Annotated in this window: 24 protein-coding genes; 11 read left to right on the plus strand and 13 right to left on the minus strand. The window is 70.5% G+C overall.

Going from position 1 to position 25,387, the window contains the following annotated elements:
* The first annotated feature begins 2 nt into the window (after positions 1-2).
* A complete protein-coding gene (locus AW270_RS03175) occupies positions 3-4,115 on the plus strand; it encodes a HAMP domain-containing protein (RefSeq protein ID WP_439649037.1) in 4,113 nt (1,370 codons plus the stop codon).
* On the opposite strand, the gene AW270_RS03180 is transcribed toward AW270_RS03175, so the two are convergent.
* Positions 4,084-5,328: a sensor histidine kinase gene (locus AW270_RS03180; protein WP_061290435.1), complete on the minus strand. Its 1,245-nt coding sequence runs from the start codon at positions 5,326-5,328 to the stop codon at positions 4,084-4,086. The two genes, AW270_RS03175 and AW270_RS03180, sit on opposite strands and share 32 nt — an antisense overlap.
* Positions 5,325-5,993: a response regulator transcription factor gene (locus AW270_RS03185; protein WP_061290438.1), complete on the minus strand. Its 669-nt coding sequence runs from the start codon at positions 5,991-5,993 to the stop codon at positions 5,325-5,327. The genes AW270_RS03180 and AW270_RS03185 overlap by 4 nt, the downstream gene beginning before the upstream one ends.
* Before the next feature lie 112 nt (positions 5,994-6,105).
* On the opposite strand from AW270_RS03185, the gene AW270_RS03190 reads away from it, so the two are divergent.
* Positions 6,106-6,612, plus strand: coding sequence for a hypothetical protein (locus AW270_RS03190; protein ID WP_157521652.1), 507 nt, complete (start codon positions 6,106-6,108; stop codon positions 6,610-6,612).
* Here the strand turns inward: AW270_RS03190 and AW270_RS03195 are convergent.
* The 4 genes from AW270_RS03195 to AW270_RS03210 all read right to left on the minus strand — a co-directional run bounded on the left by AW270_RS03195 (position 6,560) and on the right by AW270_RS03210 (position 8,941).
* On the minus strand, positions 6,560-7,186 hold the full coding sequence (locus tag AW270_RS03195) for a methyltransferase family protein (protein ID WP_061290441.1): 627 nt from the start codon (positions 7,184-7,186) through the stop codon (positions 6,560-6,562). The genes AW270_RS03190 and AW270_RS03195 overlap by 53 nt on opposite strands.
* Positions 7,183-8,130, minus strand: coding sequence for a cation diffusion facilitator family transporter (locus tag AW270_RS03200; RefSeq protein ID WP_061290443.1), 948 nt, complete (start codon positions 8,128-8,130; stop codon positions 7,183-7,185). The genes AW270_RS03195 and AW270_RS03200 overlap by 4 nt, the downstream gene beginning before the upstream one ends.
* Entirely contained in the window at positions 8,123-8,497 is a 375-nt protein-coding gene (locus tag AW270_RS03205) for an ArsR/SmtB family transcription factor (RefSeq protein WP_275477742.1), read from the minus strand. The genes AW270_RS03200 and AW270_RS03205 overlap by 8 nt, the downstream gene beginning before the upstream one ends.
* A 93-nt stretch (positions 8,498-8,590) precedes the next feature.
* Positions 8,591-8,941: a hypothetical protein gene (locus AW270_RS03210; protein WP_061290447.1), complete on the minus strand. Its 351-nt coding sequence runs from the start codon at positions 8,939-8,941 to the stop codon at positions 8,591-8,593.
* A 126-nt stretch (positions 8,942-9,067) separates the two neighbouring features.
* Between AW270_RS03210 and AW270_RS03215 the strand changes: the two genes are divergently transcribed.
* Complete coding sequence (locus AW270_RS03215; RefSeq protein ID WP_061290449.1) at positions 9,068-9,379, plus strand: DUF5709 domain-containing protein; 312 nt, start codon at positions 9,068-9,070, stop codon at positions 9,377-9,379.
* Positions 9,380-9,482: 103 nt separating this feature from the next.
* A complete protein-coding gene (locus AW270_RS03220) occupies positions 9,483-10,295 on the plus strand; it encodes an SAM-dependent methyltransferase (RefSeq protein WP_061290450.1) in 813 nt (270 codons plus the stop codon).
* Here AW270_RS03220 and AW270_RS03225 read toward each other — a convergent pair.
* A complete protein-coding gene (locus tag AW270_RS03225) occupies positions 10,292-10,480 on the minus strand; it encodes a DUF5999 family protein (protein WP_061291416.1) in 189 nt (62 codons plus the stop codon). The genes AW270_RS03220 and AW270_RS03225 overlap by 4 nt on opposite strands.
* Before the next feature lie 329 nt (positions 10,481-10,809).
* Here AW270_RS03225 and AW270_RS37435 point away from each other — a divergent pair, with 329 nt between their 5' ends.
* Positions 10,810-11,211, plus strand: a complete 402-nt coding sequence (locus tag AW270_RS37435) for a ribosomal maturation YjgA family protein (protein WP_218009075.1) — start codon at positions 10,810-10,812, stop codon at positions 11,209-11,211.
* Here AW270_RS37435 and AW270_RS03230 read toward each other — a convergent pair.
* Entirely contained in the window at positions 11,162-13,108 is a 1,947-nt protein-coding gene (locus AW270_RS03230; RefSeq protein WP_061290452.1) for an MMPL family transporter, read from the minus strand. The two genes, AW270_RS37435 and AW270_RS03230, sit on opposite strands and share 50 nt — an antisense overlap.
* A gap of 81 nt (positions 13,109-13,189) precedes the next feature.
* Between AW270_RS03230 and AW270_RS03235 the strand changes: the two genes are divergently transcribed.
* From AW270_RS03235 to AW270_RS03250, 4 genes are read left to right on the plus strand one after another with little or no spacing between them, the layout of a single operon-like run.
* Complete coding sequence (locus AW270_RS03235; protein WP_061290454.1) at positions 13,190-13,612, plus strand: MarR family winged helix-turn-helix transcriptional regulator; 423 nt, start codon at positions 13,190-13,192, stop codon at positions 13,610-13,612.
* A gap of 42 nt (positions 13,613-13,654) precedes the next feature.
* A complete protein-coding gene (locus AW270_RS03240; RefSeq protein WP_061290457.1) occupies positions 13,655-14,083 on the plus strand; it encodes a hypothetical protein in 429 nt (142 codons plus the stop codon).
* The gene (locus AW270_RS03245) at positions 14,077-14,289 is read left to right on the plus strand and encodes a helix-turn-helix transcriptional regulator (RefSeq protein WP_061290459.1); all 213 of its coding nucleotides are present in this window, start codon (positions 14,077-14,079) and stop codon (positions 14,287-14,289) included. Before AW270_RS03240 ends, AW270_RS03245 begins: the two co-directional genes overlap by 7 nt.
* Positions 14,290-14,333: 44 nt before the next feature.
* Complete coding sequence (locus AW270_RS03250) at positions 14,334-15,221, plus strand: NAD(P)-dependent alcohol dehydrogenase (RefSeq protein ID WP_245674551.1); 888 nt, start codon at positions 14,334-14,336, stop codon at positions 15,219-15,221.
* On the opposite strand, the gene AW270_RS41710 is transcribed toward AW270_RS03250, so the two are convergent.
* From AW270_RS41710 to AW270_RS03270, 4 genes are all read right to left on the minus strand, one after another.
* A complete protein-coding gene (locus AW270_RS41710; RefSeq protein WP_061290464.1) occupies positions 15,211-15,534 on the minus strand; it encodes a DivIVA domain-containing protein in 324 nt (107 codons plus the stop codon). The genes AW270_RS03250 and AW270_RS41710 overlap by 11 nt on opposite strands.
* A gap of 6 nt (positions 15,535-15,540) precedes the next feature.
* Positions 15,541-16,620 carry a ZIP family metal transporter gene (locus AW270_RS03260; protein WP_157521654.1) on the minus strand — a complete coding sequence of 360 codons (1,080 nt, stop codon included), beginning with the start codon at positions 16,618-16,620 and terminating at the stop codon, positions 15,541-15,543.
* 149 nt (positions 16,621-16,769) lie between these two features.
* Complete coding sequence (locus AW270_RS03265) at positions 16,770-18,266, minus strand: aldehyde dehydrogenase family protein (RefSeq protein WP_061290467.1); 1,497 nt, start codon at positions 18,264-18,266, stop codon at positions 16,770-16,772.
* A gap of 41 nt (positions 18,267-18,307) precedes the next feature.
* Complete coding sequence (locus AW270_RS03270) at positions 18,308-18,808, minus strand: PadR family transcriptional regulator (protein WP_061290469.1); 501 nt, start codon at positions 18,806-18,808, stop codon at positions 18,308-18,310.
* 27 nt (positions 18,809-18,835) lie between these two features.
* On the opposite strand from AW270_RS03270, the gene AW270_RS39395 reads away from it, so the two are divergent.
* Positions 18,836-19,018: a hypothetical protein gene (locus tag AW270_RS39395; protein WP_061290471.1), complete on the plus strand. Its 183-nt coding sequence runs from the start codon at positions 18,836-18,838 to the stop codon at positions 19,016-19,018.
* On the opposite strand, the gene AW270_RS03280 is transcribed toward AW270_RS39395, so the two are convergent.
* Positions 19,015-23,043 (minus strand): nSTAND1 domain-containing NTPase, encoded by a 4,029-nt coding sequence (locus AW270_RS03280; protein WP_169807247.1) that lies wholly within the window; start codon positions 23,041-23,043, stop codon positions 19,015-19,017. The genes AW270_RS39395 and AW270_RS03280 overlap by 4 nt on opposite strands.
* A 122-nt stretch (positions 23,044-23,165) precedes the next feature.
* Between AW270_RS03280 and AW270_RS03285 the strand changes: the two genes are divergently transcribed.
* Complete coding sequence (locus AW270_RS03285) at positions 23,166-25,379, plus strand: FUSC family protein (protein WP_157521656.1); 2,214 nt, start codon at positions 23,166-23,168, stop codon at positions 25,377-25,379.
* Positions 25,380-25,387: the final 8 nt, after the last annotated feature.

The following is a 25,387-nucleotide window of genomic DNA, read 5'->3' on the forward strand; positions in this document are numbered from 1 at the left end:
CGATGGCCGGCAACTTGACCGACCAGGTGCGTGACATCGCCCAGGTGGCCACGGCGGTGGCGAAGGGCGACCTGAGCCGGAAGATCACTGTGGACGTCCGGGGCGAGATCCTGGAGCTGAAGAACACCCTGAACACGATGGTCGACCAGCTCTCCAGCTTCGCCGACGAAGTCACCCGAGTCGCCCGCGAGGTCGGCACCGACGGACGGCTGGGCGGCCAGGCCGACGTGAAGGGCGTGTCGGGCACCTGGCGCGACCTCACCGACTCGGTCAACTTCATGGCCGGCAACCTCACCGACCAGGTGCGCTCCATCGCCCAGGTCACCACGGCGGTCGCCAAGGGCGACCTGTCGCAGAAGATCACTGTGGACGCCCGGGGCGAGATCCTGGAACTGAAGAACACCATCAACACGATGGTCGACCAGCTCTCCAGCTTCGCCGACGAAGTCACCCGAGTCGCCCGCGAGGTCGGCACCGACGGACGGCTGGGCGGCCAGGCCGACGTGAAGGGCGTCTCCGGCACCTGGCGCGACCTCACCGACTCGGTCAACTACATGGCCGGCAACCTCACCGACCAGGTCCGCAACATCTCCCAGGTGGCCACCGCCGTCGCCCGGGGCGACCTCTCCCAGAAGATCACCGTGAGTGCGCGCGGCGAGATCCTGGAACTCAAGAACACCCTGAACACGATGGTCGACCAGCTCTCCAGCTTCGCCGACGAGGTCACCCGCGTGGCCCGGGAAGTGGGCACCGAGGGTCGGCTCGGCGGCCAGGCCGACGTGAAGGGCGTCTCCGGCACCTGGAAGGCGCTCACCGAGTCGGTCAACGTCATGGCCGACAACCTGACCGCCCAGGTCCGCTCCATCGCCGAGGTCACCACGGCGGTCGCCAAGGGCGACCTGACGCAGAAGATCCGGGTGGACGCCCGCGGCGAGATCATGGAGCTGAAGGAGACCATCAACACGATGGTCGACCAGCTCAGCGCCTTCGCCGACGAGGTGACCCGAGTCGCCCGAGAGGTGGGCACCGAGGGGAACCTGGGCGGCCAGGCCACCGTGCGGGGCGTGTCGGGCACCTGGAAGGACCTCACCGACAACGTCAACGTCATGGCCTCCAACCTGACCAGCCAGGTCCGCTCGATCGCCCAGGTCTCGACGGCGGTGGCCCGCGGCGACCTCAGCCAGAAGATCACCATCGACGCCAAGGGCGAGGTCGCCGCGCTGGCCTCGACGCTGAACACGATGGTCGACACGCTGAGCGCGTTCGCCGACGAGGTGACCCGGGTCGCCCGCGAGGTCGGCACCGAGGGCCAGCTCGGCGGCCAGGCCCGGGTGCCCAACGTGGCCGGGACCTGGAAGGACCTCACTGACAACGTCAACTCGATGGCCAACAACCTGACCAACCAGGTGCGGAACATCGCCCAGGTCACCACGGCGGTGGCCCAGGGCGATCTGACCAGGAAGATCGACGTCGACGCGCGCGGCGAGATCCTGGAGCTGAAGACCACCATCAACACGATGGTCGACCAGCTCTCCAGCTTCGCCGCCGAGGTCACCCGAGTCGCCCGCGAGGTCGGTTCGGAAGGCCGGCTCGGCGGCCAGGCCGAGGTCGAGGGCGTGTCCGGCACGTGGAAGCGCCTCACCGAGAACGTCAACGAGCTGGCCGGGAACCTGACCCGCCAGGTGCGGGCCATCGCCGAGGTGACCAGCGCGGTGACCTCGGGAGACTTGGCCCGGTCGATCACCGTCGACGCCTCCGGCGAGGTCGCCGAGCTGAAGGACAACATCAACTCGATGGTGAAGTCGCTCCGCGAGACGACCCTGGCCAACAAGCAGCAGGACTGGCTGAAGACCAACCTGGCCGGCATCTCCGGCCTCACCCAGGGCCACCGCGACGTGGCCGTGGTCGCCGAGCTGGTCATGAACGAACTGGCCCCGCTGGTCAACGCCCAATACGGCACCTTCCTCCTGGTCGAGGAGACCGGCACCCTCCAGGTGGTCGGCAGCTACGGCCACCGCGACCACGACCGCCGCTACGAGTTCGGCGAGTCGCTCGTCGGCCAGGCCGCCGCGGCGAGGGAGACGATCCTGGTCGAGGACATCGCCCCCGGCTACCTGACGATCTCCTCCAGCCTCGGCGCGGCCGGGCCGGTCAACCTGATCGTGCTGCCCATCGTGGTCGAAGACCAGGTCCTCGGTGTGATCGAGCTGGCCAGCCTCAACCGCTTCACCCAGATCCACCGCACCTTCCTGAGCCAGCTCGTCGAGACCATCGGCGTGAACGTCAACACGATCGTCGCCAACGCCAGAACCGACGCCCTGCTGGTCGAGTCGCAGCGATTGGCCACCGAGCTCCAGGTCCGGCAGGAGGAGCTCCAGGACTCCAACGCCGAGCTGGAGGAGAAGGCCGAGCTGCTGGCCCAGCAGAACCGCGACATCGAGACGAAGAACAGCGAGATCGAGCAGGCCCGCCAGGAACTCGAAGACCGCGCCCAGCAGCTCGCGCTGGCGTCCAAGTACAAGAGCGAGTTCCTCGCCAACATGAGCCACGAGCTGCGCACACCCCTGAACTCGCTGCTCATCCTGGCTCAGCTGCTGGCGCAGAACCCGGCCCGCAACCTCACTGCCAAGCAGGTCGAGTACGCCAACGTCATCCACTCGGCCGGCACCGACCTGCTCCAGCTCATCAACGACATCCTCGACCTGTCGAAGATCGAGGCCGGCAAGATGAACATCACGCTGGAGTCGATGCCGCTGCGGCAGCTCCTCGACTACGTCGAGGCGACCTTCCGGCCGCTGACCACGGAGAAGGGGCTGCGCTTCGACGTGGTCGTGGCGCCCGACGTGCCGCTGCAGCTCCTCATGGACGAGCAGCGCCTCCGCCAGGTGCTCAGGAACCTGCTGTCGAACGCGGTCAAGTTCACCGAACGCGGCTCGGTGGAGCTCCGGATCGAGCGGCCGCAGGACGACGTGCTCGCCTTCCACGTCGTCGACACCGGCATCGGGATCGCCGAGGGCAACCTGTCGCAGATCTTCGACGCCTTCCAGCAGGCCGACGGCACCACGAGCCGGCGCTACGGCGGCACCGGCCTCGGCCTGTCGATCAGCCGGGAGATCGCGGCGCTGCTCGACGGCGAGATCAGGGCGGTCAGCAGGCTGGGCGAGGGGTCCACGTTCAGCCTGTACATCCCGCTGGCGGAGGCGCTCCCGATGAGCCAGCCGCCGCGCCTCGACCCGCCGCGCCGGATCGTGCAGATCCCGCTGACCCGCGAGGGCCGCCACCTGCTGGTGGTCGAGTCGCGGCCGAACGGGCTGCTGGCCCAGCTCGCCGAGTCGGTGGTCGCCGACCTGGGCGAGTCCCACGGCCCGGTCTGGGTGTCCACCGCCAACGACCCCGACTCGGCGATGACCGCGCTGATGCAGGGCGGCTACCAGTGCATCGTGCTCGACCTGGGCATGCCGCAGGACGCCGCCGCCGAGTTCCTGCGCCGCCTCGACGAACACCACGCCCTGCGGGAGATCCCGATCCTGGCCCACCACACCCGCACGCTCACCCGCCCGCAGGAGAACCTGCTCCAGGGCCGGTCGAACACCCAGCCGCTGGAGCGCCTGCCCAGCCTCGACGAACTGCGCGAACGCATCACTCTCCACCTGACCGCGCAGGACCCGGGCGCGGTGCTGCCGCTCGTGGAGGCGAGCCCCGACGAGCGTCCACAGGCTGTGGACAACGTCGACACCGGCCTGGTCGGCCGGAAGGTGCTGGTGATCGACGACGACGTCCGCAACGTCTTCGCGCTGACCAACATCCTGGAACTCCACGGGATGCAGGTCCTGTACGCGGAGAACGGCCGCAAGGGCATCGAGGTGCTGAGCCGCCACGAGGACGTCGACCTCGTCCTGATGGACATCATGATGCCCGAGATGGACGGCTACGCCGCCACGGCGGCCATCCGCAAGATGCCGCGCTTCGCGCACCTGCCGATCATCGCCGTCACCGCCAAGGCCATGCACGGCGACCGCGAGAAGACGCTGTCGGCGGGCGCGAGCGACTACGTCACCAAGCCCGTCGACGCCGAGGAGCTGATCACCCGCATGCAGCAGTGGCTGGAGTACTAGGAAGGGTCAGCCGGAACAGCGCGCCGCGCGGGCTGTCCTCGATCGTGAGCGTCCCGCCGTGGGCGGTCACGATCTCGCGGGCGATGGCCAGCCCGAGCCCGGCCCCGCCCGCGTCGCGGTCGCGGGCCTCGTCGAGGCGGGTGAACCGGTGGAAGACGGTCTCCCGGTGTTCGGCCGGGATGCCCGGCCCGTCGTCGAGCACTTCGAGGAGGGGGCCTGGCGCGACCCGTACAGAGACGGCCTTTTCGCAGTGCCGGGCCGCGTTGACCAGCAGGTTCGTGATGACCCGGGTGAGCTGCGCGGGGGAGCCGCGCACCACCACGCCGGGGGCGATGTCCAGATTCGTCGGCACGGGAACGCGCAGCGCCTCCTCCGTCGCGAGCTGCCCCAGGTCGACCTCCTGGAGGCGCAGCGGCTCCCCGGCGTCGAGCCGGGCCAGAACCAGCAGGTCGGCGGCGAGCGACTGCAGCCGGGTGACGTCGGTCAGCGACTCCCCGGCCAGCGCCGGGGCCGCGCGCTGCCCGAGTTCGAGGCGGGTGCGCAGCGTCGCGATCGGGCTGCGCAGTTCGTGGGCGGCGTCGGCGACGAAGCGTTTGTGCAGGTCGACGGCGGTTTCCAGGCGGTCGAGGGTGCCGTTGACGGTCTTGGCCAGCGCCGCGATCTCGTCGCGGGCGTGCGGTTCGGGGACCCGCTGGTGCAGGTCGCGGGCGGTGATGTCGGCCAGCTTGGCGCGGATCGCCGACACCGGCGCGAGCGCCCGGCCGACCGAGAACCAGGTCAGCCCCGCCACCATGGCCAGCAGCAGCGGAATCCCGACGATCAGCACCCAGGTCAGCGTCTGGAGCGCGAGCTGGGTCGGCGCGAGCGAGGCCCGGACCGCCACCGTGGTGCCGGCGTCGAGCGCCCGGGTGGCGGTGACATAGCCGTCGCCGGTGCTGACCATTCCGGCGGGCAGCGCGGGGTCGGCCTTCGTCACCAGCACGTCGGGATCGCTGATGGTGAAGGAGCGGCCCGTCTCGCCGCGCAGGGGCGCACCGGGCGCGGCGATCAGCGTGGTGATCTGGTCGGCCCGCCGCCCCGCCTCGTCGGCGGTCCCGTCGACCAGGCTGGTGCGCAGCACCCCGATCAGCACGGCCGACGCCACGCCCAGGGCGACCGCGACGATGAGGGTGACGGTCACGGTGGCGCGCAGGCGCACCGACCAGCGGCTCACGGTTCCAGCCGGTAACCGGCGCCCCGGACGGTGACCAGCGACGTGCGGCCGAAGGGCGCGTCGATCTTGCGGCGCAGCGCGCTGATGTAGACCTCGATGATGCTCGGGTCGCCGTCGTAGGCGAAGTCCCACGCCTGGGCCAGCAGGTCGGCCTTGGAGACGACCTCCCCCGGACGTCTGGCCAGCGCGTGCAGCACGGCGAACTCCTTGGGCGTGAGGGCGATCTCCGCCTCGCCCCGGCGGCAGCGCAAGCCCGCCGGGTCGACCACCAGGTCCCCCACGGTCAGCGCGACCGGCCGGGCCGAACCGCCGCGCCGGACCAGCGCGCGGAGCCGGGCCAGCAGGACCACGTAGGAGAACGGCTTGGACAGGAAGTCGTCGGCGCCGGTGTCGAGCGCCTCGGCTTCGTCGTACTCGCCGTCCTTGGCGGTCAGGATCATGATCGGGGTCCAGTTGCCGTCGTCCCTGAGGCGGCGGCAGACGGCGTAGCCGCTCAGCCGGGGGAGCATCACGTCGAGCACGATCGCGTCGTAGTCGTGCTCCCCCGCCAGCCACAGCCCTTCGGCGCCGTCGTGCGCCACGTCGACCGCGAACCCCTCGTCGGCCAGGCCCGACTTCACCAGGTCGGCCAGACGTCGTTCGTCCTCCACCAGCAGCACGCGCATGGGGCCAGCCTGGCAAAAGGCACCTAAAGCGAACCTGAAGACGGGTGCTTCAGGCTGGCTTCAGGTACGCCGGGCCAAGGTGGCGATCATCCGAACGAAGGAGATGTTCCACATGAAACATCGACGCCTGGCCGCAGCCGGCCTGCTGGCCCTGGCCGTGATCTTCGGCGCGACGGGGGCGGCCAACGCCACCGACGACGCCCCCGACCCGGGCGGCACGGTCAGTTGCACCGTCGACGGCAAGGAGGTCACCCTCACGAAGGCGATCCCGGCGCTGCCCGCCAAACCCGGGGAAGCGGGGGATCCGGCCAAGCCCGGACTGACCATCACCACGGCCCCGGAGTTCGGCGAGACGGGCAAGCTGGCCGGATCGGCGACCATCGTCGTCCCGGCCCCCGGTGAAGCCGGCGGTCCGGTCGAGCTCGGCGAGGCGACGGCGGCGGTGCCCGCTGTGCCCGCGGTGCCCGTGGCGGCGCTGCCTTCGGGGGAGACGGACATCGCGATGGCCCAGCCCAGCGGCCCCTCGTTCTCCGTCGAAGGCCACGAGTCGCCGACCGGCGTCAAGATCACCTGTGTGCACTCGGCGGCTCCGGAGAGCCCCGTCGCGCCGTCGGAGTGACCTTCGGCACGAACCGACCCGTCCGGGCCGTATAAGAGGTGAACGCCGTTCCGTGGACGCGGGCCAGATAGGGCTCCTCGACCACCCGCACCTGGATCTCGACCGCGGCAACCAAGGAGACCAGCGCCGCGACCGACACCCAGGTCGGCACCAGCAACGGCAGCCCGGCCAGGGCCACGACCATCGCCGAGAAGACCGGGTTCCGCACCCGCCCGAAGATCCCGGTGGTCACCAGGTCGGTGCGCTCCCCGGCGTCGACGCCGACGCGCCATGAGGCGCCCATGGCGGTCTGCGCGGCCAGGGTGAGGATCAGCCCGGCGACCGCGAGCACGAGCCCCACGGCCATGGGCGAAAGCGCCGCCGGGGTGATCCCGGTCAGCTCCAGCACGGGGGCGGCGACGGTGAGGGCGATGCTCAGGATGAACAGCACCCCGCCCCACCAGCCCAGACGCAGCACCGGCTCTCGGATGCCGACGAAGCCGGTGCTGCCCGTGGCCCACCACTGGGCCCAGCTCCGATAGCCGAACGCCAGCGCCAGCCCCAGGCCGTAGACGAGTAAGGCGGCGAGGCTCATGCGTCCTTCCGGTGCACGGGCCCGTGGGGATCGGCGCAGTGGTCGTCGCCGATGGTCAGCACGTCGGGGTGGGCGTGGTCGACCTGGAGGGTGGTGTGCTCGATCCCGTACGCCTCGCGGACCAGTCTCTCGGCCGCGAGGCGGGCCGCGTGGCAGTCGGCGCCGGGGTTGACCAGGATGTGCGCCGAGAGGGCGGCGTAGCCGGAGGTGACCTCCCAGATGTGCAGGTCGTGCACCTCGACCACGTCGGCGATCTCGGCCAGCCGGCGCCCGGTCTCGGCGGGGTTGAGGCCCACGGGGGCGGCCTCCATGAACACCCGCCCGGCGTCGCGCACGAGCCCCCACCCGGCCTTGACCATGAGCAGCGCGACGACCAGGGCGGCCACGGCGTCGGCGCGGGCCCAGCCGGTGAGGTAGACGACCAGACCGGCGATCGTGGTCGCGACGAACGCGAACAGGTCGTTGAGGATGTGCTGGTAGGCGCCCTCGACGTTGAGCCGTGACCGGTCGGCCCGGCGCAACAGCCAGGTCGCGATCAGGTTGACGACGATGCCCGCGAGGCCGGTGAAGACGACGAAGAGCCCTTCGACCTCGGGCGGGACGATCAGGCGGCGCACACCTTCGTACAGGAAGAAGGCCGCCAGGAGCAGCAGCGTGATGCCGTTGAGCTGCGCCGAGATGATCTCGGCGCGTTTCAGGCCGTAGGTGAAGCCGCCGCGCGGCGGCCGGGCGGCGATCCGCATGGCCACGAGGGCGAAGAAGATGGCGAACGCGTCGGTCAGCATGTGACCGGCGTCGGTGATCAGCGCCAGCGACCCGGCGACGAAACCGATGACCACCTCGACGGCCATGAAGGCGAGGATGAGCGCCAGCGCCGCGCTCAGATAGCGCCGGTCGGCGTCCTGCGAGACGGCGTGGCCATGCCCGTGTCCATGGTCACTCACCGGCCCGCCCCTCCTTGCCGTCGTGGGTCATGTGGGTGATGGCCAGGTCGAACAGCAGGCGCACATGCGAGTCGGCCAGTTGGTAGTAGGCCATCCGGCCCGCCCGGCGCACCTTCACCACCCGGTGGGTGCGCAGCAGCCGCAACGCGTGGGAGGCGGCCGACATGCTCTGGCCGGTCGCCGCCGCCAGATCGCACACGCACATCTCGCCGCCCTCCAGGAGAGCGGCCATCAACCGGAGCCGGCCGGGGTCGGCCAGCAGCCCGAACACCTCGGTCAGATCGCCGACCAGCTCGTCGCCGGGCATGACCGAGCGCACATGGGCCACGCGTTCGGCGTCGACGCACGCGTCCGGCGCAAGTGCCACTTCCACATTTGAACGATTATTCATACGTTAACTGTAAAACAACGGGCCGCCCCCCGGAAGGGGGACGGCCCGCGGTTGGTTGTGGATTACCCGTCAGAAGCGGTTGTAGTAACCGCCCAGCTGATCGCGGTACATCGGGTCCTTGAAGGTCGTCTCGTCGTACTCGGGAGCGTCCTTGATCTCTTCCTTCGTACGCGCGATGAAGACCTTCTGCTCCTGCGGGTCGATCTCGGTGACCGTCCCGGCGGGGAGCACGACCTTCTTACCGAAGATCCACGGGCCCGTGTCGACCACCAGGTAGCTCTCGCCGACCTCGTAGTTCGACTCGTCCACGGAGCCGATCTTTCCGTCTGTCGCCTCGACCGTGAAGCCGGTCACGTCCAGGGTCGTGGTGGGATCCTGTACGCCCTGACGGTAGGTCCAGAGGTTGTCGTTCGGCTGCATTGCCTTCGCTCTCCTTTGTGGGGTTTGCGGTTGTGGCACCACACCAACTGCCCGGCCGACCGGGGCTAAACATGCCGTTTCGCCGCGATTGTCCCGGGCAACCCCTGGGTGAAGGGGGCGAGAGCCATGACGGAACCCGATGACCAGCGCATTCAGGATGTCGATCTCGACGCTGAAGACGAAGTAGAGGACGCCGACCACCCGATCGGCCTGGACGGCACCGACGAGGACTCCCTCGACCGGCGGCTGGCCGCCGAGCAACCTGAGGCCCATCTGCACCACGCCCGCGACGAGCGCGTGGGGGCCGGCCGCCTGGTCGACCCCGACGAGGGCGCCCGCGAAGACGTGGACGACGAGCTCGTGGGTGAGGACGCCGGGGACGACGACGGCCGCTACTCCGCCGAGGAAGCGGCGATGCGGGTGGAACGAGATATGTGATCTAAGCCACATATCCGGAAATGTCGAGTCATGATCCTCGCACTGGGGCCTCGTCCCATAACATCCGTTAAAAACCGAGGCTCCAGCCGCGAAGGAGAAGGACGTGACGTCCGAGGAGCAGGCGCCCGCCGGAATCGATCCGTCGGTGCCCAGCGTGGCGCGGATCTACGACTACTGGTTAGGCGGGAAGGACAACTTCGCGTCCGACCGCGCGGCGGCCGACAAGTTGCTGGAGTTCGTGCCCGACGCCCGCGAGATGTGCCGGGAGAACCGGGCCTTCCTGACGCGGGCGGTCTCGCTGCTCGCCAAAGAGGGCGTCACCCAGTTCGTCGACATCGGCAGCGGGCTGCCCACCCAGGACAACACCCACCAGGTGGCCCACCGGGTGAACCCCGAGGCCCGGGTCGTGTACGTGGACAACGACCCCATCGTGCTGGTGCACGGCCGGGCTCTGCTCGAGGACAACAGGCACACCCGGGTCGTCGTCGGAGACGTGCGCAAGCCCGCGGCGCTGATGGCCGACCCTGAGGTGACGGAGCTGATCGACTACAGCAGGCCGGTGGCGGTGCTGCTGCTGGCGATCCTCCACTTCGTCAGTGACGACGAAGAGGCCGCGGCGATCATGACGGCGATTCGGTCGGAGCTCGCGCCAGGAAGCTACGTGGTGATGACACACGGCTTTCCCGGCGAGCTGCAGAACGACACGCTCGAATCGGTGCAGGAGGTCTACGCCAAGACCGCTTCCGGCGGTGTCGTAGGCCGTTCCCGCGCGCAGATCGCGAGTTTCTTCGAGGGTATGGAGATCATCGAGCCCGGGATCGTGCCCAGCGAGGCCTGGCGCCCCGACGTTCCGTGGGACGTTCCGGTCGACTTCACCAAACACGGCGTGCTCGGAGTGGTCGCTCGGGTGCGCTAGGCCATCGCCGGCGCGCGAAGCGGAGTGGAGACGGTGCAGTCGGGCATCAGCAGCCCGGTGTCGTCGAAGAGGACGACGCCGTTGCACAGGAGGCTCCAGCCCTGCTCGGGGTGGGCCGCCACGACGTGGGCGGACGCGCGGTCGGAAGCGTAAGCGGACGGGCAGTGCGGGTTGTGCTGGCACATGATGGGCACCTCTTTCAGGTGGTGCGTTCGAAGGTGGTCGTCGATCAGTAGGGCAGGAGCCGACCTGACGGAGTGCGGAGGTCGAGGGTCGGCCTGGGCGCCTTCGGCTGCTTGGGCCGGATCTTTATCAGCTTCATCCTCATCACGATCCTTTAGCTGTAGGTCGGACCGACTCGGACGTGCACCCCTCCATCATCTCAACCGGGACCGACAGATTCCTGGTCTTTTTACGGCTTCGGGGTCCTTCTCCGGGCTGACAGCCGGCCCATGAACTATTTCGCTTCAATCGTGCTAACGGATGACCTTCAGGTCTTAAAGGTTCAACTCTCTTGTCGATCAAAGCCAGGCGACGCGCGGCGGTGGCCGCGTCCCTCGTGATCGTCGCTACCGGCCTAGCCGTTCGTGCGGTCTTCGAGGGTGGTTTCGCCAAATACTGCGGCACTTCGTTGTACTCATCCTTTATAACCACTTTTGCCGTTGCATGGTTCCCCAGGACGCGACCTTTTCTCGCGGCAGGGGCGTCAGTGATCTTCTGCTGGGCGGTTGAGTTCGCCCAGCTCACGCCCCTGCCGGCGGACCTGGCGGCCCGAATCCCCGTGTCCGCAGTGGTTTTCGGCACCACCTTCAATTTCCCTGATCTTTTCTGGTACGTCGTGGGCGCGCTCGCCGCGGCCGGATTTTTTACCTTGCTGGACCAGAGGAATTCGAGGGCTGCAGATTGCGATTCGTGACGATCTTTGACCTGAGGCGCGAAGGCCACCAGATCCGGTCGCCCGCGTCGATCGTCAGCGCCGTCAGAAGCACCGACCTGACCACGAACGTGTCGAGCAGGACGCCGAAGGCGACGATGAATCCGATCTCGGCCAGCACCACCAGCGGCAGCACGCCGAGCACCGCGAAGGTCGCGGCGAGCACCACGCCGGCCGAGGTGATGACCCCGCCGGTGGCCGACAGCGCGATCAGGGCGGCCTTCCTGGTGCCGTGTTCGGCCGTCTCCTCGCGGACCCGGGTGATCAGGAAGATGTTGTAGTCGACTCCCACGGCCACCAGGAACACGAACGCCAGCAGGGGCACGCCTGTTTCCATGGCGGCGAACCCGAAGACGTGCGTGAAGAGCAGGCCCGAGACCCCCAGCGTGGCCGCGAACGAGAGCACGACCGTGGCGATGACCAGCAGCGGCGCGACCACGGCCCGGAGCAGGACGCCGAGGATGACCACGATCACGGCCAGGATCAGCGGGATGATGAGCCGGGCGTCGTGCTCGGAGGCGATCTCGGCGTCGAGGGCCTCGGCCACGGTGCCGCCGACCTGCGCGCCGGGGATCTCGCGGAGGCGCTCCACGGTCGCGGGGTCCTTGACCGAGCCGTTGATGAGGGCGTTCGGCCCGGCGACGACCGGTTCGCCGACCGACAGCACGCCGGGGTCGGCGTCCAGAGCGGTCCTGACCTGCGCCGCCTGACCGGCGGGGGCGATGACGACGAGCGAGCCGTCCTGGGTGGCGGGGAAGTTCTTCTCCAGCAGTTCGGCGCCGATGACGGAGTCGGGGCGGCCCCGGTAGGTGTCGGCGTCGGCGAGCGGGCCGATGGTGATGACGCTCAGCGTGGCGGCCATCCCGGCCAGGACCAGCGTCGTGATGATCCACGTCCGGCGCGGGCGGCGGTCGACGGCCGTGCCGATGCGGGTCCAGACCTTGCCCGAGGTCAGCGGGACGCCGTACCGGGGGATCTGCGGCCAGAAGACGCCCCGCGGGACCAGCACCAGCAGGGCGGGCAGCAGCGTCAGCATCGCGACGAGCGCGCAGACCACACCGGCGGCGCAGACCGGGCCGAGGCCGCGGGTGGCGCTCTGGTCGGCGGCGAGCAGGCAGAGCAGTGCCGCGACGACCGTCGCCGCGCTGGCCACGATGGCAGGGGCGGCGCGCTTCCAGGCCACGGTCATGGCCGCGACGCGGTTCTCGTGGCGGGTGAGCTCCTCGCGGTAGCGGGCCACGAGCAGCAGCGCGTAGTCGGTGGCGATGCCGAAGACCAGCACGAGCAGGATGCCGCCGCTCTGGCCGCTGACGGTGAAGTCGGCGTACTTCGCCAGCAGGTAGGCCCCCGCCTGCGCGCTGACCAGGGCGGCTCCGGCCGAGAAGAACGGGATGAGCCAGAGCAGCGGACCCCGGTAGGTCAGCAGCAGCACGACGATCACCACGATCGAGGTCGCGATGAGCAGGGTGAGGTCGATGGAGCCGAAGACCTCGATGGCGTCGGCGCTCTGCCCGGCCGGGCCGGTCACGTAGGCGCCGGGCCCGGCGAGCTCGCGGAGCCGGTCGACCTCGGCGGTCAGCGACTCCAGGTCACCGCCCTCCAGGGGCACCACAGCCCGCACGACGTTGCCGGAGGCCTCCGCCTGCGGGAACAGCTCGCGGACCTCCTCGACCGCCTTGTTCTCGAAGACGATGATCGCCGGGATCTGGCCACCCTGTGAGAAGGCCCGTCTGGCCTGCTCGACCTGGGTCGACTCGGCGCTGGCCGGCAGGTAGGCCGAGGGGTCGTTGTTCCGCACCTCGTCGAGCTTCCCGCTCAGCATTCCGGCTCCGGCCAGCAACACCAGCCAGACCGCCAACGTCAGCCATGCCCGCTTCATTCGTCTCTCCTTTAAAAGCTAAGGGACCTTAGCATCAACTTCGCGGGATGGACCGCCGCGGTTGCATCGGAGAATCGATGTATGGAGGACCTGCCCGAATGGCCCACCGGACGCCTGCTGCTGGTCGCCGCCCGGTTGGTGGAGCGCGAGTGGAACCACGTCCTGGCCGGTCACGGCCTCACCCATGCCGGTTTCCTGGTGCTCCACACCCTGGCCGAAGGCCCTCTGGCCCAGCGGGAACTCGCCGCCCGCACCTATGTCGAGGAGCAGACCATCGGCCCGGTGCTCGAACGCCTCGCGCGCGCCGGACACGTCTCCCGCGAGCGCGACCCGGCCGACCGCCGCCGGATCGTGGTCACCATGACGAGCGCGGGCGCGGAGGTCTACGAGTTCCTCATGGCCACCGACGCCGCGGAGTCGATCATCTCGGTCCGGGATCTCGCGGCGTTCCGTGAGGACCTGGTCAGGATCATCACGAACATCCGCCCTACGCAGGGGATGTAAAGAAAACTAGACACGATGTACAAGATGCTTTACCTTCAAGGCATGACAATGCTGGAGAAACGGGCCTGGGTCTACCTGCTCGTCACCGTCGTCATCTACGCCGGTTACGTCGTGGTGATCCTCGGCCGGAAGGGCTCCGGGCCGCTGACCGACGTCGACTACGTGCCCGTCCTGCTGTGGTCGCTCGGGCTCTCCATCGGCTCCTCGATCGTGGTCGGCATCGTGGCCGGCATGATCGGCGAGCGGAGCACCCGGACCGACGTCCGCGACCGCGAGATCGACCAGATGGGCGAGCGGGTCGGCCAGGCGTTCACCGTCATCGGCGCGCTCGGCGCGTTCGTGCTGGCCCTCCTGGAGGCGCCCTACTTCTGGATCGCGAACGCGATCTACCTCGGCTTCGCGCTGACGATGATCGTCGGTTCGCTGGCCAAGGTCGTCGCCTACCGCCGGGGCGGGTTCCAGCAGTGGTGAAACCCACGAAGGTCACCAACTCCATCCGCGCCCTGCGGTTCGCCAACGGTGAGATGACCCAGGCCGACCTCGCCGACCGGCTCGGCGTCACCCGGCAGACCGTCATCGCCATCGAGCAGGGTCGCTACTCGCCGTCGCTGGAGATGGCGTTCCAGATCGCCCGTGTTTTCAACGTCTCCTTGGAAGAGGTGTTCCAGTACCCGTGAAAGCCATGGTGCACAGAACCTACGGCCGCTTAGAAGCGGTCGAAATGCCCGTCCCCGCCGTCAAGGACGACGAGGTGCTCATCCGCGTCAAGGCCGCCGGGGTCGACCCCGGCGCATTCCACCGGATGGCCGGGACCCCCTACCTCGTGCGGCTGATGGGCTTCGGGTTCACCCGGCCCAACCAGCCCGTCGCGGGCGGCGACGTCGCCGGGGTGGTCGAGAAGATCGGCGCGAACGTCACCCGCCTGAAGGTCGGCGACGAGGTCTTCGGCGCCGCCGAGGGAAGTTTCGCCGAGTTCGTCGTCGCCAAGGAGGGCATGCTGGCCCGCAAGCCGGCCAATGTCAGCTGGGAGCAGGCCGCGGCCGTGCCCACCTCGGCGGTCACCGCGCTGCGCGGCGTCAAGGTGGCGGGCCCGGCGAAGAAGGCGCTGGTCATCGGCGCCGCCGGGGGCGTGGGAACGTTCCTGGTCCAGCTCCACGAGGGCGAGGTCACCGCCGTCTGCAGCGGCGGGAAGGCCGATCTCGTCCGCGGAATCGGCGCCGCCCATGTCGTCGACTACACCAAGGACGACCTCGGCACCGGCCGCTACGACGTCGTCTACGACACCTACGGCAACCGCGACCTCAAGGTGCTGCGCCGGCGGCTCACCCCGAACGGAACGCTGGTCCTCCTCGGCGGCAGGCCGACGGGCCGGTTCGTCGGCATCGGCCGCACGGTCCGCGCGCTGCTGCTGGGCCCGTTCGTCCGCCACCAGATCAAGGCCCTGTTCGTCTTCCCGACCACGCAGGAGTTCGACGACCTGGGCGAACGCCTCGCGAACGGCACTCTGGTCCCCGTGCTCGACCGGACCTTCCCGCTGTCCGAGGCGAAGCAGGCCATCGACCACGTGATGGCCGGCCGAGCGAAGGGGAAGTCCGTCATCACCCTGTGAAAGTCGCCACCTCCCTGATCAGTTCGTTGACGCGGGAGGCCTGATGGTCCAGGCCCGCCCCCACCTCTCCCAGCAGTTCCGCCGCGGCCCGCAGCAGCTCCTCGGCCCGCCGCTCCCGGCTCTCCGCCGCCGCCATCACCTTGGCGGGATCGACCGTCACCATCGCGGACAGCCGCTCGTTCTCCTGGTGCAGCCAGCGCAGGCTGCTCTCCACCTCGTTGAGGAACACGTCGACCTCGGCCAGGTCGTATCCCTCGCGTAGTCGTCCGGTCGTGAACACCTTCGTACGCACGTCCTCCGGCGTCAGCACCATGCCGGGTTACCCCTTTCTCGCTACGGCGTCGACGAGATAGCTGCGTTGCGGCCCGGTCAGGTCGCCGACCGTGGACGACTCCCCGATGCCGTGAGCGGTCAGATCCCGCCCGTTCAGCCGGCCCCGCAGCAACCACCAGATCGAGGTGTGCTTGGTCAGCCGGTCGGTGCGGGCGAGGATCTCGGCCAGGCTGAGCCGCCCGGTGGTCAGCGCCCAGCGCAACTGGGTGCGGTCTTTGGGGGTGAAGTCGGGCGACGGCTCGGGGAGCGGCATCGGGACGGTGATCGGCCGCCGGATCATGGCCGCCACCTGCGCGGTCGCCTCACCGGCGGGGGCCGGCAACCACTGGGCGACGGCGAGAGTGGCGGCCAGCGCCGCCGCGACGCCACCGGCGGCCAGCGCCGCCCGCCGGGGCAGCCGCCCGCTCTCGCCACCCGCCAGGCGGAACCCGACGATGGCGGTGCGCAGCAGCACTCCGGCGACCGTGCCCAGCAGGATCGGCGTGGCCTGCGGCGGGACCGGGCTGGTCTCGGCGACGAGGATGCCGGCCGCCGGGCTGAGGCAGGCCAGGAACATCCAGAAGCCGACCTTCTTCCCCGCCAGATCGAGCATCGCGGTCAGCGCCAGCCCCTCACTGACCGAATGGACCAGCAACGCCAGCAGCACGACCGCCGAGGCGCCGGTCAGGGTCAGCGTCGCCCCCTCGATCGCCCGGTGGACGGCCAGCGCGACCGCCGTGCCGGTGCCGCCGAACAGCGCCGCCGTGGCGACCGCCTTCACCCGGCGGTGCACCCCGGCGGCGTGCCGGGCCGACTCCTTCGTGTGGTCGTGGGCGCACCCCTCCCGCGTGAAATAAGTGATCACCACGAATCCGAAGACGATCGACAGACCGATCACCCACAGGGGCACGTTCTGCTCGATCGCGTCATCGACAGCGTCAGGGACGATCTCACCCAGGGCGGTGACGAGCATCAACGCCGACGCGATCGCCAGCCCGACGCTCACCTTCATGGAACTCCGCCGGGCCAGCCACGACCCGGCAAGTGTGGCCACCGCGACGAGCACCGCCGCGAGCCATACGGACATGACCATTCAACACCTCTCCGCAGCACATATGACCTGCGATGATTACGGAGAGTAGATAGCCTCAACACGATCCGTTTACACATTTGATCATGTGTTCACACGCGAAACGGCCGCAGCGCGGCGAGCACTGCGGCCGTTTCGAGGGGGTCCTACGGGTGAAGCTGGGTGCACACCGCCTTGACCTCGGTGTAGGCCTCCAGGACCTCGTGGCCCATCTCGCGTCCCCAGCCCGACTGCTTGTAGCCGCCGAACGGCAGGGCCGCGTCGAACACGTTGTAGCAGTTGATCCAGACCGTGCCGGCCCGCAGGCGCTTGGCCAGCGCGTGGGCCTTGTTCACGTCGCGGGTCCAGATGCCGGCCCCGAGACCGTAGGCCGTGTCGTTGGCCTGGGCGGCGATCTCGTCGAGCGAGGAGAACGGCGAGGCGACCACGACCGGGCCGAAGATCTCCTCGCGGACGATCGCCATGTCGGAGGTGGTGTCGGTGATCACGGTGGGCTGGACGAAGTAGCCCTTGTCACCGTGGCGCTGACCGCCCGCGACGGTCCTGGCGCCCTCGGCGCGGCCCGACTCCAGGTAGCCCGTCACCCGGCGGAACTGCTCGTCGGAGACGAGCGGGCCCATCTGGGTGTCGGGGTCGAGGCCGGAGCCGAGCTTGATGCCGCGCGCGATGTCCGCGACGCCGGAGACGACCTCGTCGAACCGGCTCTCGTGGACGAACAGCCGCGACCCGGCGACGCAGCACTGGCCGTGGTTGAAGAAGATCGCGTTGGCCGCGCCGGGGATGGCCAGGGCCGGGTCGACGTCGTCGAAGACGACGTTGGGGCTCTTGCCGCCGAGTTCGAGGCTGACCTTCTTCAGGTTGCCGGCGGCGGCCTGCACGATCAGCTTGCCGACCTCGGTCGAGCCGGTGAAGGCGACCTTGTCGACCCCGTCGTGGGCGGCCAGCGCGGCCCCGGCGGTCTCGCCGTAACCGGGCAGCACGTTGACGACGCCCTCGGGCAGGCCCGCCTCGGCCATGATCTCGGCCAGCCGGAGAGCGGACAGCGGCGTCTGCTCGGCGGGCTTGAGGATGACCGTGTTGCCGGTGGTCAGCGCGGGCCCGAGCTTCCACGCCGCCATGAGCAGCGGGAAGTTCCACGGGATGATCTGCGCGACCACGCCGATCGGCTCTCGGAGGGTGTACGCGTGGAACTCCGACCCCGGCATGTAGGGCACGGAGAGGCTGATCGTGTTGCCCTCGATCTTGGTGGCCCACCCGGCCATGTAGCGGAACAGCTCGGCCGCGAGCGGGATGTCGGCGGCGCGGGCGACCGCGTAGGGCTTGCCGTTGTCGAGCGATTCGAGCTGGGCGAGCTCGTCGCCGTACTGCTCGATCAGGTCGCCGATGCGCCAGATGATCCTGCCTCGCTCGGAGGCGGTCATCCGGGACCAGGGGCCCTCCTCGAAGGCGGCCCGGGCGGCGCGCACGGCCCGGTCGACGTCCTCCCTGTCGGCTTCGGCGATGTGGGCGAGCGTCTCGCCCGTGGCGGGGTTGGGTGTCGCGAAGGTGCGTCCGGAGGCGGCGTCGACCCACTGGCCGCCGATGAACAACTGGCGGGGAGTCGAGATGAAGTCCTGAACGCTCTTTTCCAGGGTGACCGTCATCAGCGTCGGTTCCCTTCCTGCTAGACGTAGTCACCATCTGACTACTCGCTAGTGGACTCCGCAAGTTTCAGGGCTGCTACGGCCGTCTCATATCGCCATGAAGCGACGGCCTGATCCAGGCCCTGGGTGGATTCCCGCAGGCCGAGGAGGTGTGCCACGATGGGCCGCAATGTTTCGGCCTGGGCGTCGAGCAGGTTCCGGGGGTCCGTTCCGGCCCATTGGAGCAACGCGAGCTTCACCAGGAACTCCGTGCGGATGTCCCTGATCCGGCTCACCGGCGTGACCAGCCACTCGTCGGCGCGGGCGCGTCCGGAAGGGGTGGCGCGCAGGAGCCGCCGGGCCGGGCCGCGGCCGGGTTCGATGCCGACCGGCTCGGCCAGGCCCCGGGCCGTCAGCCCGTCGAGGGCGCGGTAGACCAGGGGCCGCGGGATGTGCCAGACCTGGCCGATGGGACCCGCGGGCGCGGTGAGGCGGGCGAGGGCGAAGCCGTGGGCCGGTTCGTGCACGAGGAGGCAGAGGACCACCCACTCGGAGTTGTTCACAGGGGACAGCGTAGTCTCATTGTGACTATGAAGCCCCAGCCCAACGCGATCTGCATCGGCGGCCCGAGCCACGGGTTGCTGCTGACGATCACGCAGGAGATCGGGATCCTCGACGTCGAGGAGTCGCGATACCGGGTGACCACCCGCCGCCTCCATCATCCCTCGTGCCGTGAACCGTTCGTCGTCCTGGCCTGGGCCGAGGAGAACTAACCGCAGGTGGGCCGGTAGTCCAGCGACGGGATGTACCTGGCCCACTCCTCCCGGGTGAGGTCACGGCCGATCTCCGCGCACATCTCGGCGGCCAGCGCCTCGGAGCGCAGCGACCAGCGGATGATCCGCCCGTCCTCTCCCCCGGAGACCAGCTCTCCGGCGGACGTGAAGGCCAGGCCTCTGATGGGCGCGGTGTGGCCGGTCAACCGGGCGGTCACCTGCCGGGAGGGCAGGTCCCACACCACCACCGTGTGGTCGTCGCCGGCCGAGGCGAGGGTCCGGCCGTCCCGGCCGAAGGCCAGGACCTGCACCGGCGCGGTGTGACCGGCCAGCGGGGCGCCCGTCTCCCGGCCGGTCCGGCTGTCCCACGTCCTGATCGTGTGGTCGGCGCCCGCCGTGGCGACGGTCGTGCCGTCGGGGCTGAAGGCCACGTCCAGGATCGAGCCCTGGTGGGTGCGGAGCGAGAGCGTCTCCTGCTCCCGCGCGAAGTCCCACACGAGCAGGTCACCCGACGGGCCGGTGGAGGCCAGCAGGGACCCCCGGGGACTGAAGGCCAGGGCCGAGGCGAGCTGGAACGGGAGCGGGGCCTCCTCCAGGCCGGGCAGCGACCAGCGGAAGCGGCCCAGCGCGGCGGCGGCCACGTGTCGGCCGCCGGGCTGGAAGGCGACGTCGGTGGAGGCGCCCAGGCCGGGGTAGGTGGTGCTGCCGATCTTGCGCCGGGTCGTCAGGTCCCACAGGGTCAGTGTGTGGCTGCGGGTGACCGAGGCGAGCGTCCGGCCGTCGGGGCTGAAGGCGACCGCGCGCACGTGGTCGGGGTGGTCGGGGAGGGTGCCCAGCGGGGTCCCCGACGCGTCCCATAATCGGACCGTTCTGTCGCTGCTGGCGGAGGCCAGCGTGCGGCCGTCGGGGGACGCGTCGATGTCGTTGACCGCCAGGCTGTGGCCGGTGAACGGGGGAACCGGGTTCTCCCTGACGACGATCGTGCGGCCCAGCCCGGCCGAGGCGAGCATCGTGCCGTCGGCGCTCATGGCCATCGAGAGGGCCTCGGTGCGGCTGCGGTCGGGGTAGGTGGCGACGGCCTCGTGGCGGGCGAGGTCCCAGACGGTGATGAGGCCGTCTTCGTCGGCCACGGCGATCCTGCCCCGCGCGGGGGCGGACATGTCCCAGGTGTAGGGGGAGCGGCGGGGCAGGCTCGCCAGGGGGGTGATCTCGGTGGGGGTGACGCGCCAGAGACGCACCCCCGTGTGGGACGAGCCGGTCGCGAGGGTGTCCCCGTCGAAGCCGAGGCGGTGCACGTTCTCGACGTCGAGTTCCCCGGTCCTCTCGCCGGAGGACACGTCCCAGACGACGGGGTGTTCGTGTCCGCTCGCCGAGCTGACCAGGACCTTCGCGTCGGGGCTGAACGCGAGGGCGGCGATCTCGGCCTGGTGGCCCTTCAGCAGTCCGGCTGCCCCGGCTTGAGTCGCGCTCTCGGCCTGGCTTCCCGGGCCGAGCAGCTCGACAGCGTTCCCGTCGGCGAAGGCGATCCGGTCGCCGTCGAAGGCCAGCGCGTCGGTGAGGTGGGCGCGCTCCTCGCGGAGGAGCTCCGCGCCGGTGGTCAGGTCGCGCACCACGACCACGCCCTTGGACGCCGCGAGGTCGGGGGAGCGCACGACGTAGGCCAGCTTCCGGCCGTCTCGGCTGAAAGCGACCGCCCGGCCGTGGCCGCGGCCGGGCTCGGCGAACCGGGCCACGCGCTCCTCGGTGTGCGGGTTCCACAGGGTGATCGACCCGTCCTCGCCCGCCGCCGCCAGCCGGGAGCCGTCGGGGCTGAAGGCCACACTGAAGATCGCCGGGCCTTCGGCGTTGAGCTCGATGCTGCGCCGGCCCGCCGCCGACACGCTCTCCAGGCCTCCCCTGGTCTCCGCCTCGGGATTCAGCCGGTACGCCGCCACCGCCAGCAGCCCCGCCAGGTCGGGATCGGTGCCCAGCAGCGAGCGGGCCAGCAGCGAGACCTGGCGGGCGGTCGCGGCGAGCTGCTGGAACCCGGCCTCGTCGGCCTCGCGCAGCGCCACCACGCCGCCGGTCACCGCGAGCAGGAAGAGCGCCGCCGTCCCGGCCAGCAGGCGTTGCAGCAGCCGGGCCTTGCGCCGGGCACTGTCGCGTTCGGCCCGCTCCTGCTCGTCGCTGGCCGCCAGGAACGCCGTCTCGACGTCGTTGAGCTCGTAGGAGTGGCCGCGCGACCAGGTGCGGGCGGCGTCCAGGCGGACGCCCCGATAGAGCGCGCCCGGGTCGCGGCCCAGGTCCTCCCAGGTCTGGGCGGCCTCGGTGAGGCGGCGGTGGACGAACAAATTCTCCCGGTCGTCGGTGAGCCAGCCGTGTAATCGGGGCCAGGCGCGGATCAGCGCCTCGTGGGCGACGTCGACGGTGTCCTCGGCCAGCACGACCAGCCGGGCGGCGGCCAGCCGGTCGAGCACCTTGGCGACCACTTCGGCCGCCGCGACGCCGGCCAGCTCCTGGCGGAGGATCGGCCGCCGGGTGTCCTCGGTGCCCTCGCCGAGCGCCGTCAGCCGCAGGAAGATCCGCCGCGCGGCGCGCTGCTCGACGGGGGAGAGCTCGCCATGGACGCGTTCGGCGCTCTGGGCGATGGCTCCCCTGACGCCGCCCGCCGCCTGATATCCGGCCAGCGTGAGCCGGGCGCCCTCGCGGTTGCGCCAGGTCTCCATCAGGGCGTGCGAGACCAGGGGGAGGCTGCCGGGCTCGCCCGCCGCGTCGGCGACCAGCGTGGCCGGGAGGTCGGGGTCGACGGCCAGCCCGGCGAGCTCGGCCGGTCCGGTGACGATCTCGCGGAGCCCGGTCGCCGACAGCGGCCCGACGAGGAGCTGGGCCGTGCCGACTGCTTCGGCCAGGCCGGGCAGAGCGGCGAAGTGGGCGAGGAAGTCGGCCCGTACCCCCAGGACCACATGGGCGTCGAGGGCGAGCAGGCCCGCGACGAACTCGCGGCGCTGGTCGTCGTCGGCGCAGAGGGTGAAGACCTCCTCGAACTGGTCGACCACGACCAGCGGTTCGCCGGTGACCTTGTCGAGGCCGTCCATCGGGAAGGCGCCCGGCGTCATCACCACGCCCGCCCTGCCGCCGAGCAGCCCGGCCCGCAGCAGCGACGACTTGCCGCTGCCCGAGGCCCCGGCCACCACGACGACCCGGTGCTGCTCGACCAGCTCCGCGAGCCGGGCGACCAGGTCGGACCGCCCGAAGAACCACTCCTGGTCCTCCGGCTGGAAGGCCGTCAGTCCTCGGTACGGGCACACGTCCGACACCGCGCGGCGGGATCCTGCCATCGGCAGCAGATCGTCGTCGCCCCGGAGCATGGCCTCGTGGAGCCGCTGGAGCGCGGGCCCCGGCTCGATGCCGAGCTGCGCGTCGAGCTCCTCCCAGGTCTCGCGGAAGACCTCCAGCGCCTCGGCCTGCCGGCCGGACCGGTAGAGGGCCAGCATGAGCTGCCCGCGCAAGGTCTCCCGGAACGGGTGTTCCCTGGTCAGCACGGCCAGCTCGGCGGCGACCCCGATGTGGCGGCCCAGCCCGAGCTCGGCCTCGGCCAGCCGTTCGGCCACCGTCAGCCGGGCCTCCTCCAGCCGCCGGGCCTCCTCGGCGATCGGCGGCGAGTCGAGGAACTCGGCGAACGCGGGCCCGCGCCACAGGTCGAGCGCCTGCCGCAGCCGCTCCCGGGCGGTCTCCAGATCGCCCGCGTCGAGCGCCTCGGACCCCTGCGCGGCCAGCCCCCGGAACTGGGCGGCGTCGAGGCCGTCCGGGATGATCGCGTAGCCGCCGGGCCGCCCCGCGACGAGGTCGGCGCCGAACGCGCGCCGCAGCTGGTGCACATAGAGGTGGACGTTGCGCCGGGCCGAGGCCGGCGGCCGGTCCCCCCAGACGATCGCGATGAGCCAGTCGATCGTGACCGGCTGGCCCGCCTTCGCGAGGAGGGCGGCGAGGAGGAGCTGGTATTTCGGCGCCCCGGTAACCGGCGTGACGGCACCGTCACGCGTCACCGAGAGAGGCCCGAGAACCCTGAATCCCACGCGGCATGCATCCTTGTCCGGCCGACGATGATCTGTCTATTCCAAGGTAAAGGTCCGTTATGAACCGTCCCCGACGTCGCAGAATGCCCGTTATGAGGTCGTTGAGGGACCGGGATCCGGATTTCACCACGGTCCGCCGGGCCGCCCGCGCCGCGGTGATCATGCCGGCCGTGTTCGCGTTCGCCGATCTGGTCATCGGCAACCAGGGCATGTCGATGTTCGCCTCGTTCGGCTCGTTCGCCATGCTGCTCTACGTCGACTTCGGCGGTTCGCGCCGCGACCGGGTGACCGCGCAGTTCTGGCTGGTGCTGGCCGGGAGCGTGCTGATCATCGTGGGCACCCTGGCCTCCCAGACGGTGGCGACGGCGGTGCTGACGACGCTCGCGGTGGTGTTCCTGATCCTCTTCTCGGGGGTGGTCAGCTCGGTGCTGGCGGGGGCGTCGACCGCCCTGCTGGTCTCGTACGTGCTGCCGGTGACCATCCCGATGCCGCTGTCGGCCCTCGACGACCGGCTCTACGGGTGGTGGCTGGCGGGGGCCGTGTCGATGGTGGCGATCCTGCTGCTGTGGCCCGCGCCCGTCCGCGACCCCCTGCGGCCGAAGATCGCCCGAGCCCTCACGCTGCTGGCCGAACGGATCAGGCTGGAGGTCGCGTGCGTCTCGGGCGGGCTGCCGCTCAGTGAGAACCCGCCGCTGCGGGCGCTCGCCGAGGAGAGCGACGAGGCGGTGCGGGACCTGAAGGACACCTTCTGGAGCACGCCCTACCGCCCGGCCGGGCTGACCACGACGGGCCGGGCCGAGGTGCGGCTGGCCGGTCAGGTGACCTGGCTGCACTCGCTGCTGGAGCGGGAACCCTTCCAGGGCGGTCCCGGCCCGATCGACCCGGCGGTCTGCGAGGTCGAGACCGCCGCCGCGCAGGTCCTCGAACGGGCCGCCGCCCTGCTCGATTCCACTGGCGACGCCGACCGGCTCGACAGCGAGGCGCGGCGCCTCCACCAGGCCAGGCAGGCGATGGAACACGAGGTCACCGCCGCGCGGGTGCCCGGCGACGCGGCCGCCTTCGTGGCCGCGCTCGAACCGTCGTTCCGGGCCCAGGAGATCAGTTTCGCCATCTCCGAGATCGCCGCCAACGTCGAGATCGCGGTGGCCGCCGAGGCCCGGTCGTGGCGCGACCGGCTGCTCGGCCACCAGGCGGGCGGGCTGCCCACCCGGCTGACCTCGGCCCGCGCCCGCGTCACCGCCCACGCCGACCGCCACTCCGTCTGGCTGCGCAACAGCATCAGGGGGGCCATCGCGCTCAGCATCTCGGTGCTGGTCGCGAACGTGCTGGGGGTGGACCACTCGTTCTGGGTGGTGCTGGGGGCCATGGCCGTGCTGCGCTCGAACGCGGTCACCACCGGGCAGAGCGCGCTGAAGGCGCTGGCCGGGACGGCCATCGGGTTCGGGATCGGCGCCTTCCTCCTGTGGGCCGTCCAGGGCAACACGACCGTCCTGTGGATCCTGCTGCCGATCTCGATCCTGATCGCCGGGCTCGCGCCGACCGTGATCACCTTCATGGCCGGTCAGGCGGGGTTCACGGTCCTCCTGGTGATCCTGTACGAGATCATCGCGCCGGCAGGCTGGAGAACCGGCCTCATCCGGCTGGAGGACCTCGCGGTCGGCTGCCTGGTCAGCCTGCTCGCCGGGGCGCTGTTCTGGCCACGCGGCGCCCGCGCCGCCCTGGGCCGGGCCTTCGACGAGGCGTTCTGCGACAACGCGCGCTACTTCCGGGGGGCCGTCGAGTTCGGCGTGACCCGGTGTGACCTGACGCGGCGCTCGGTGTACCCGGCCGGCGACCGCGCCCAGGCGCTGGGGGCGATGCAGCGGCTCGACGACGCGTTCCGCGGCTACCTGGCCGAGCGGGGCACCAAACGCCTGCACCTGTCGGAGGCGTCGCGGCTGGTCAACAGCGTGACCGTGCTCCAGTACAGCGCGGAGGCCATCGTCGGCCTGTGGAGACGTCAGGGGGACGTGTCCGACCGGGACCGTGAGGCGGCCCGGACCGAGATCTCCACCGTCGCCGACCCGGTGGCGGCCTGGTTCGAACAGGCCGGAGAGTGCCTCGGGCGGGAGGGCCCGCGCCCCGGCCCGCTCCCCTACGACCAGGCCGCCGAGGCCCGCCTGATCGCCGCCGTCAGCCGCGACCTCAGCGACGGCGACGGCAGGGCGACGGCGACCGGGGTCAGGATCGTGTGGACCGCCCACCACGTCGACGCCGCCCGCCGGCTGGCGGACGGGGTCGCCGAGGTGATCGCCGAGATCCGTTAGACGAGATC

This window comes from Herbidospora cretacea (genome assembly GCF_001570605.1).
Classification (GTDB): domain Bacteria; phylum Actinomycetota; class Actinomycetes; order Streptosporangiales; family Streptosporangiaceae; genus Herbidospora; species Herbidospora cretacea.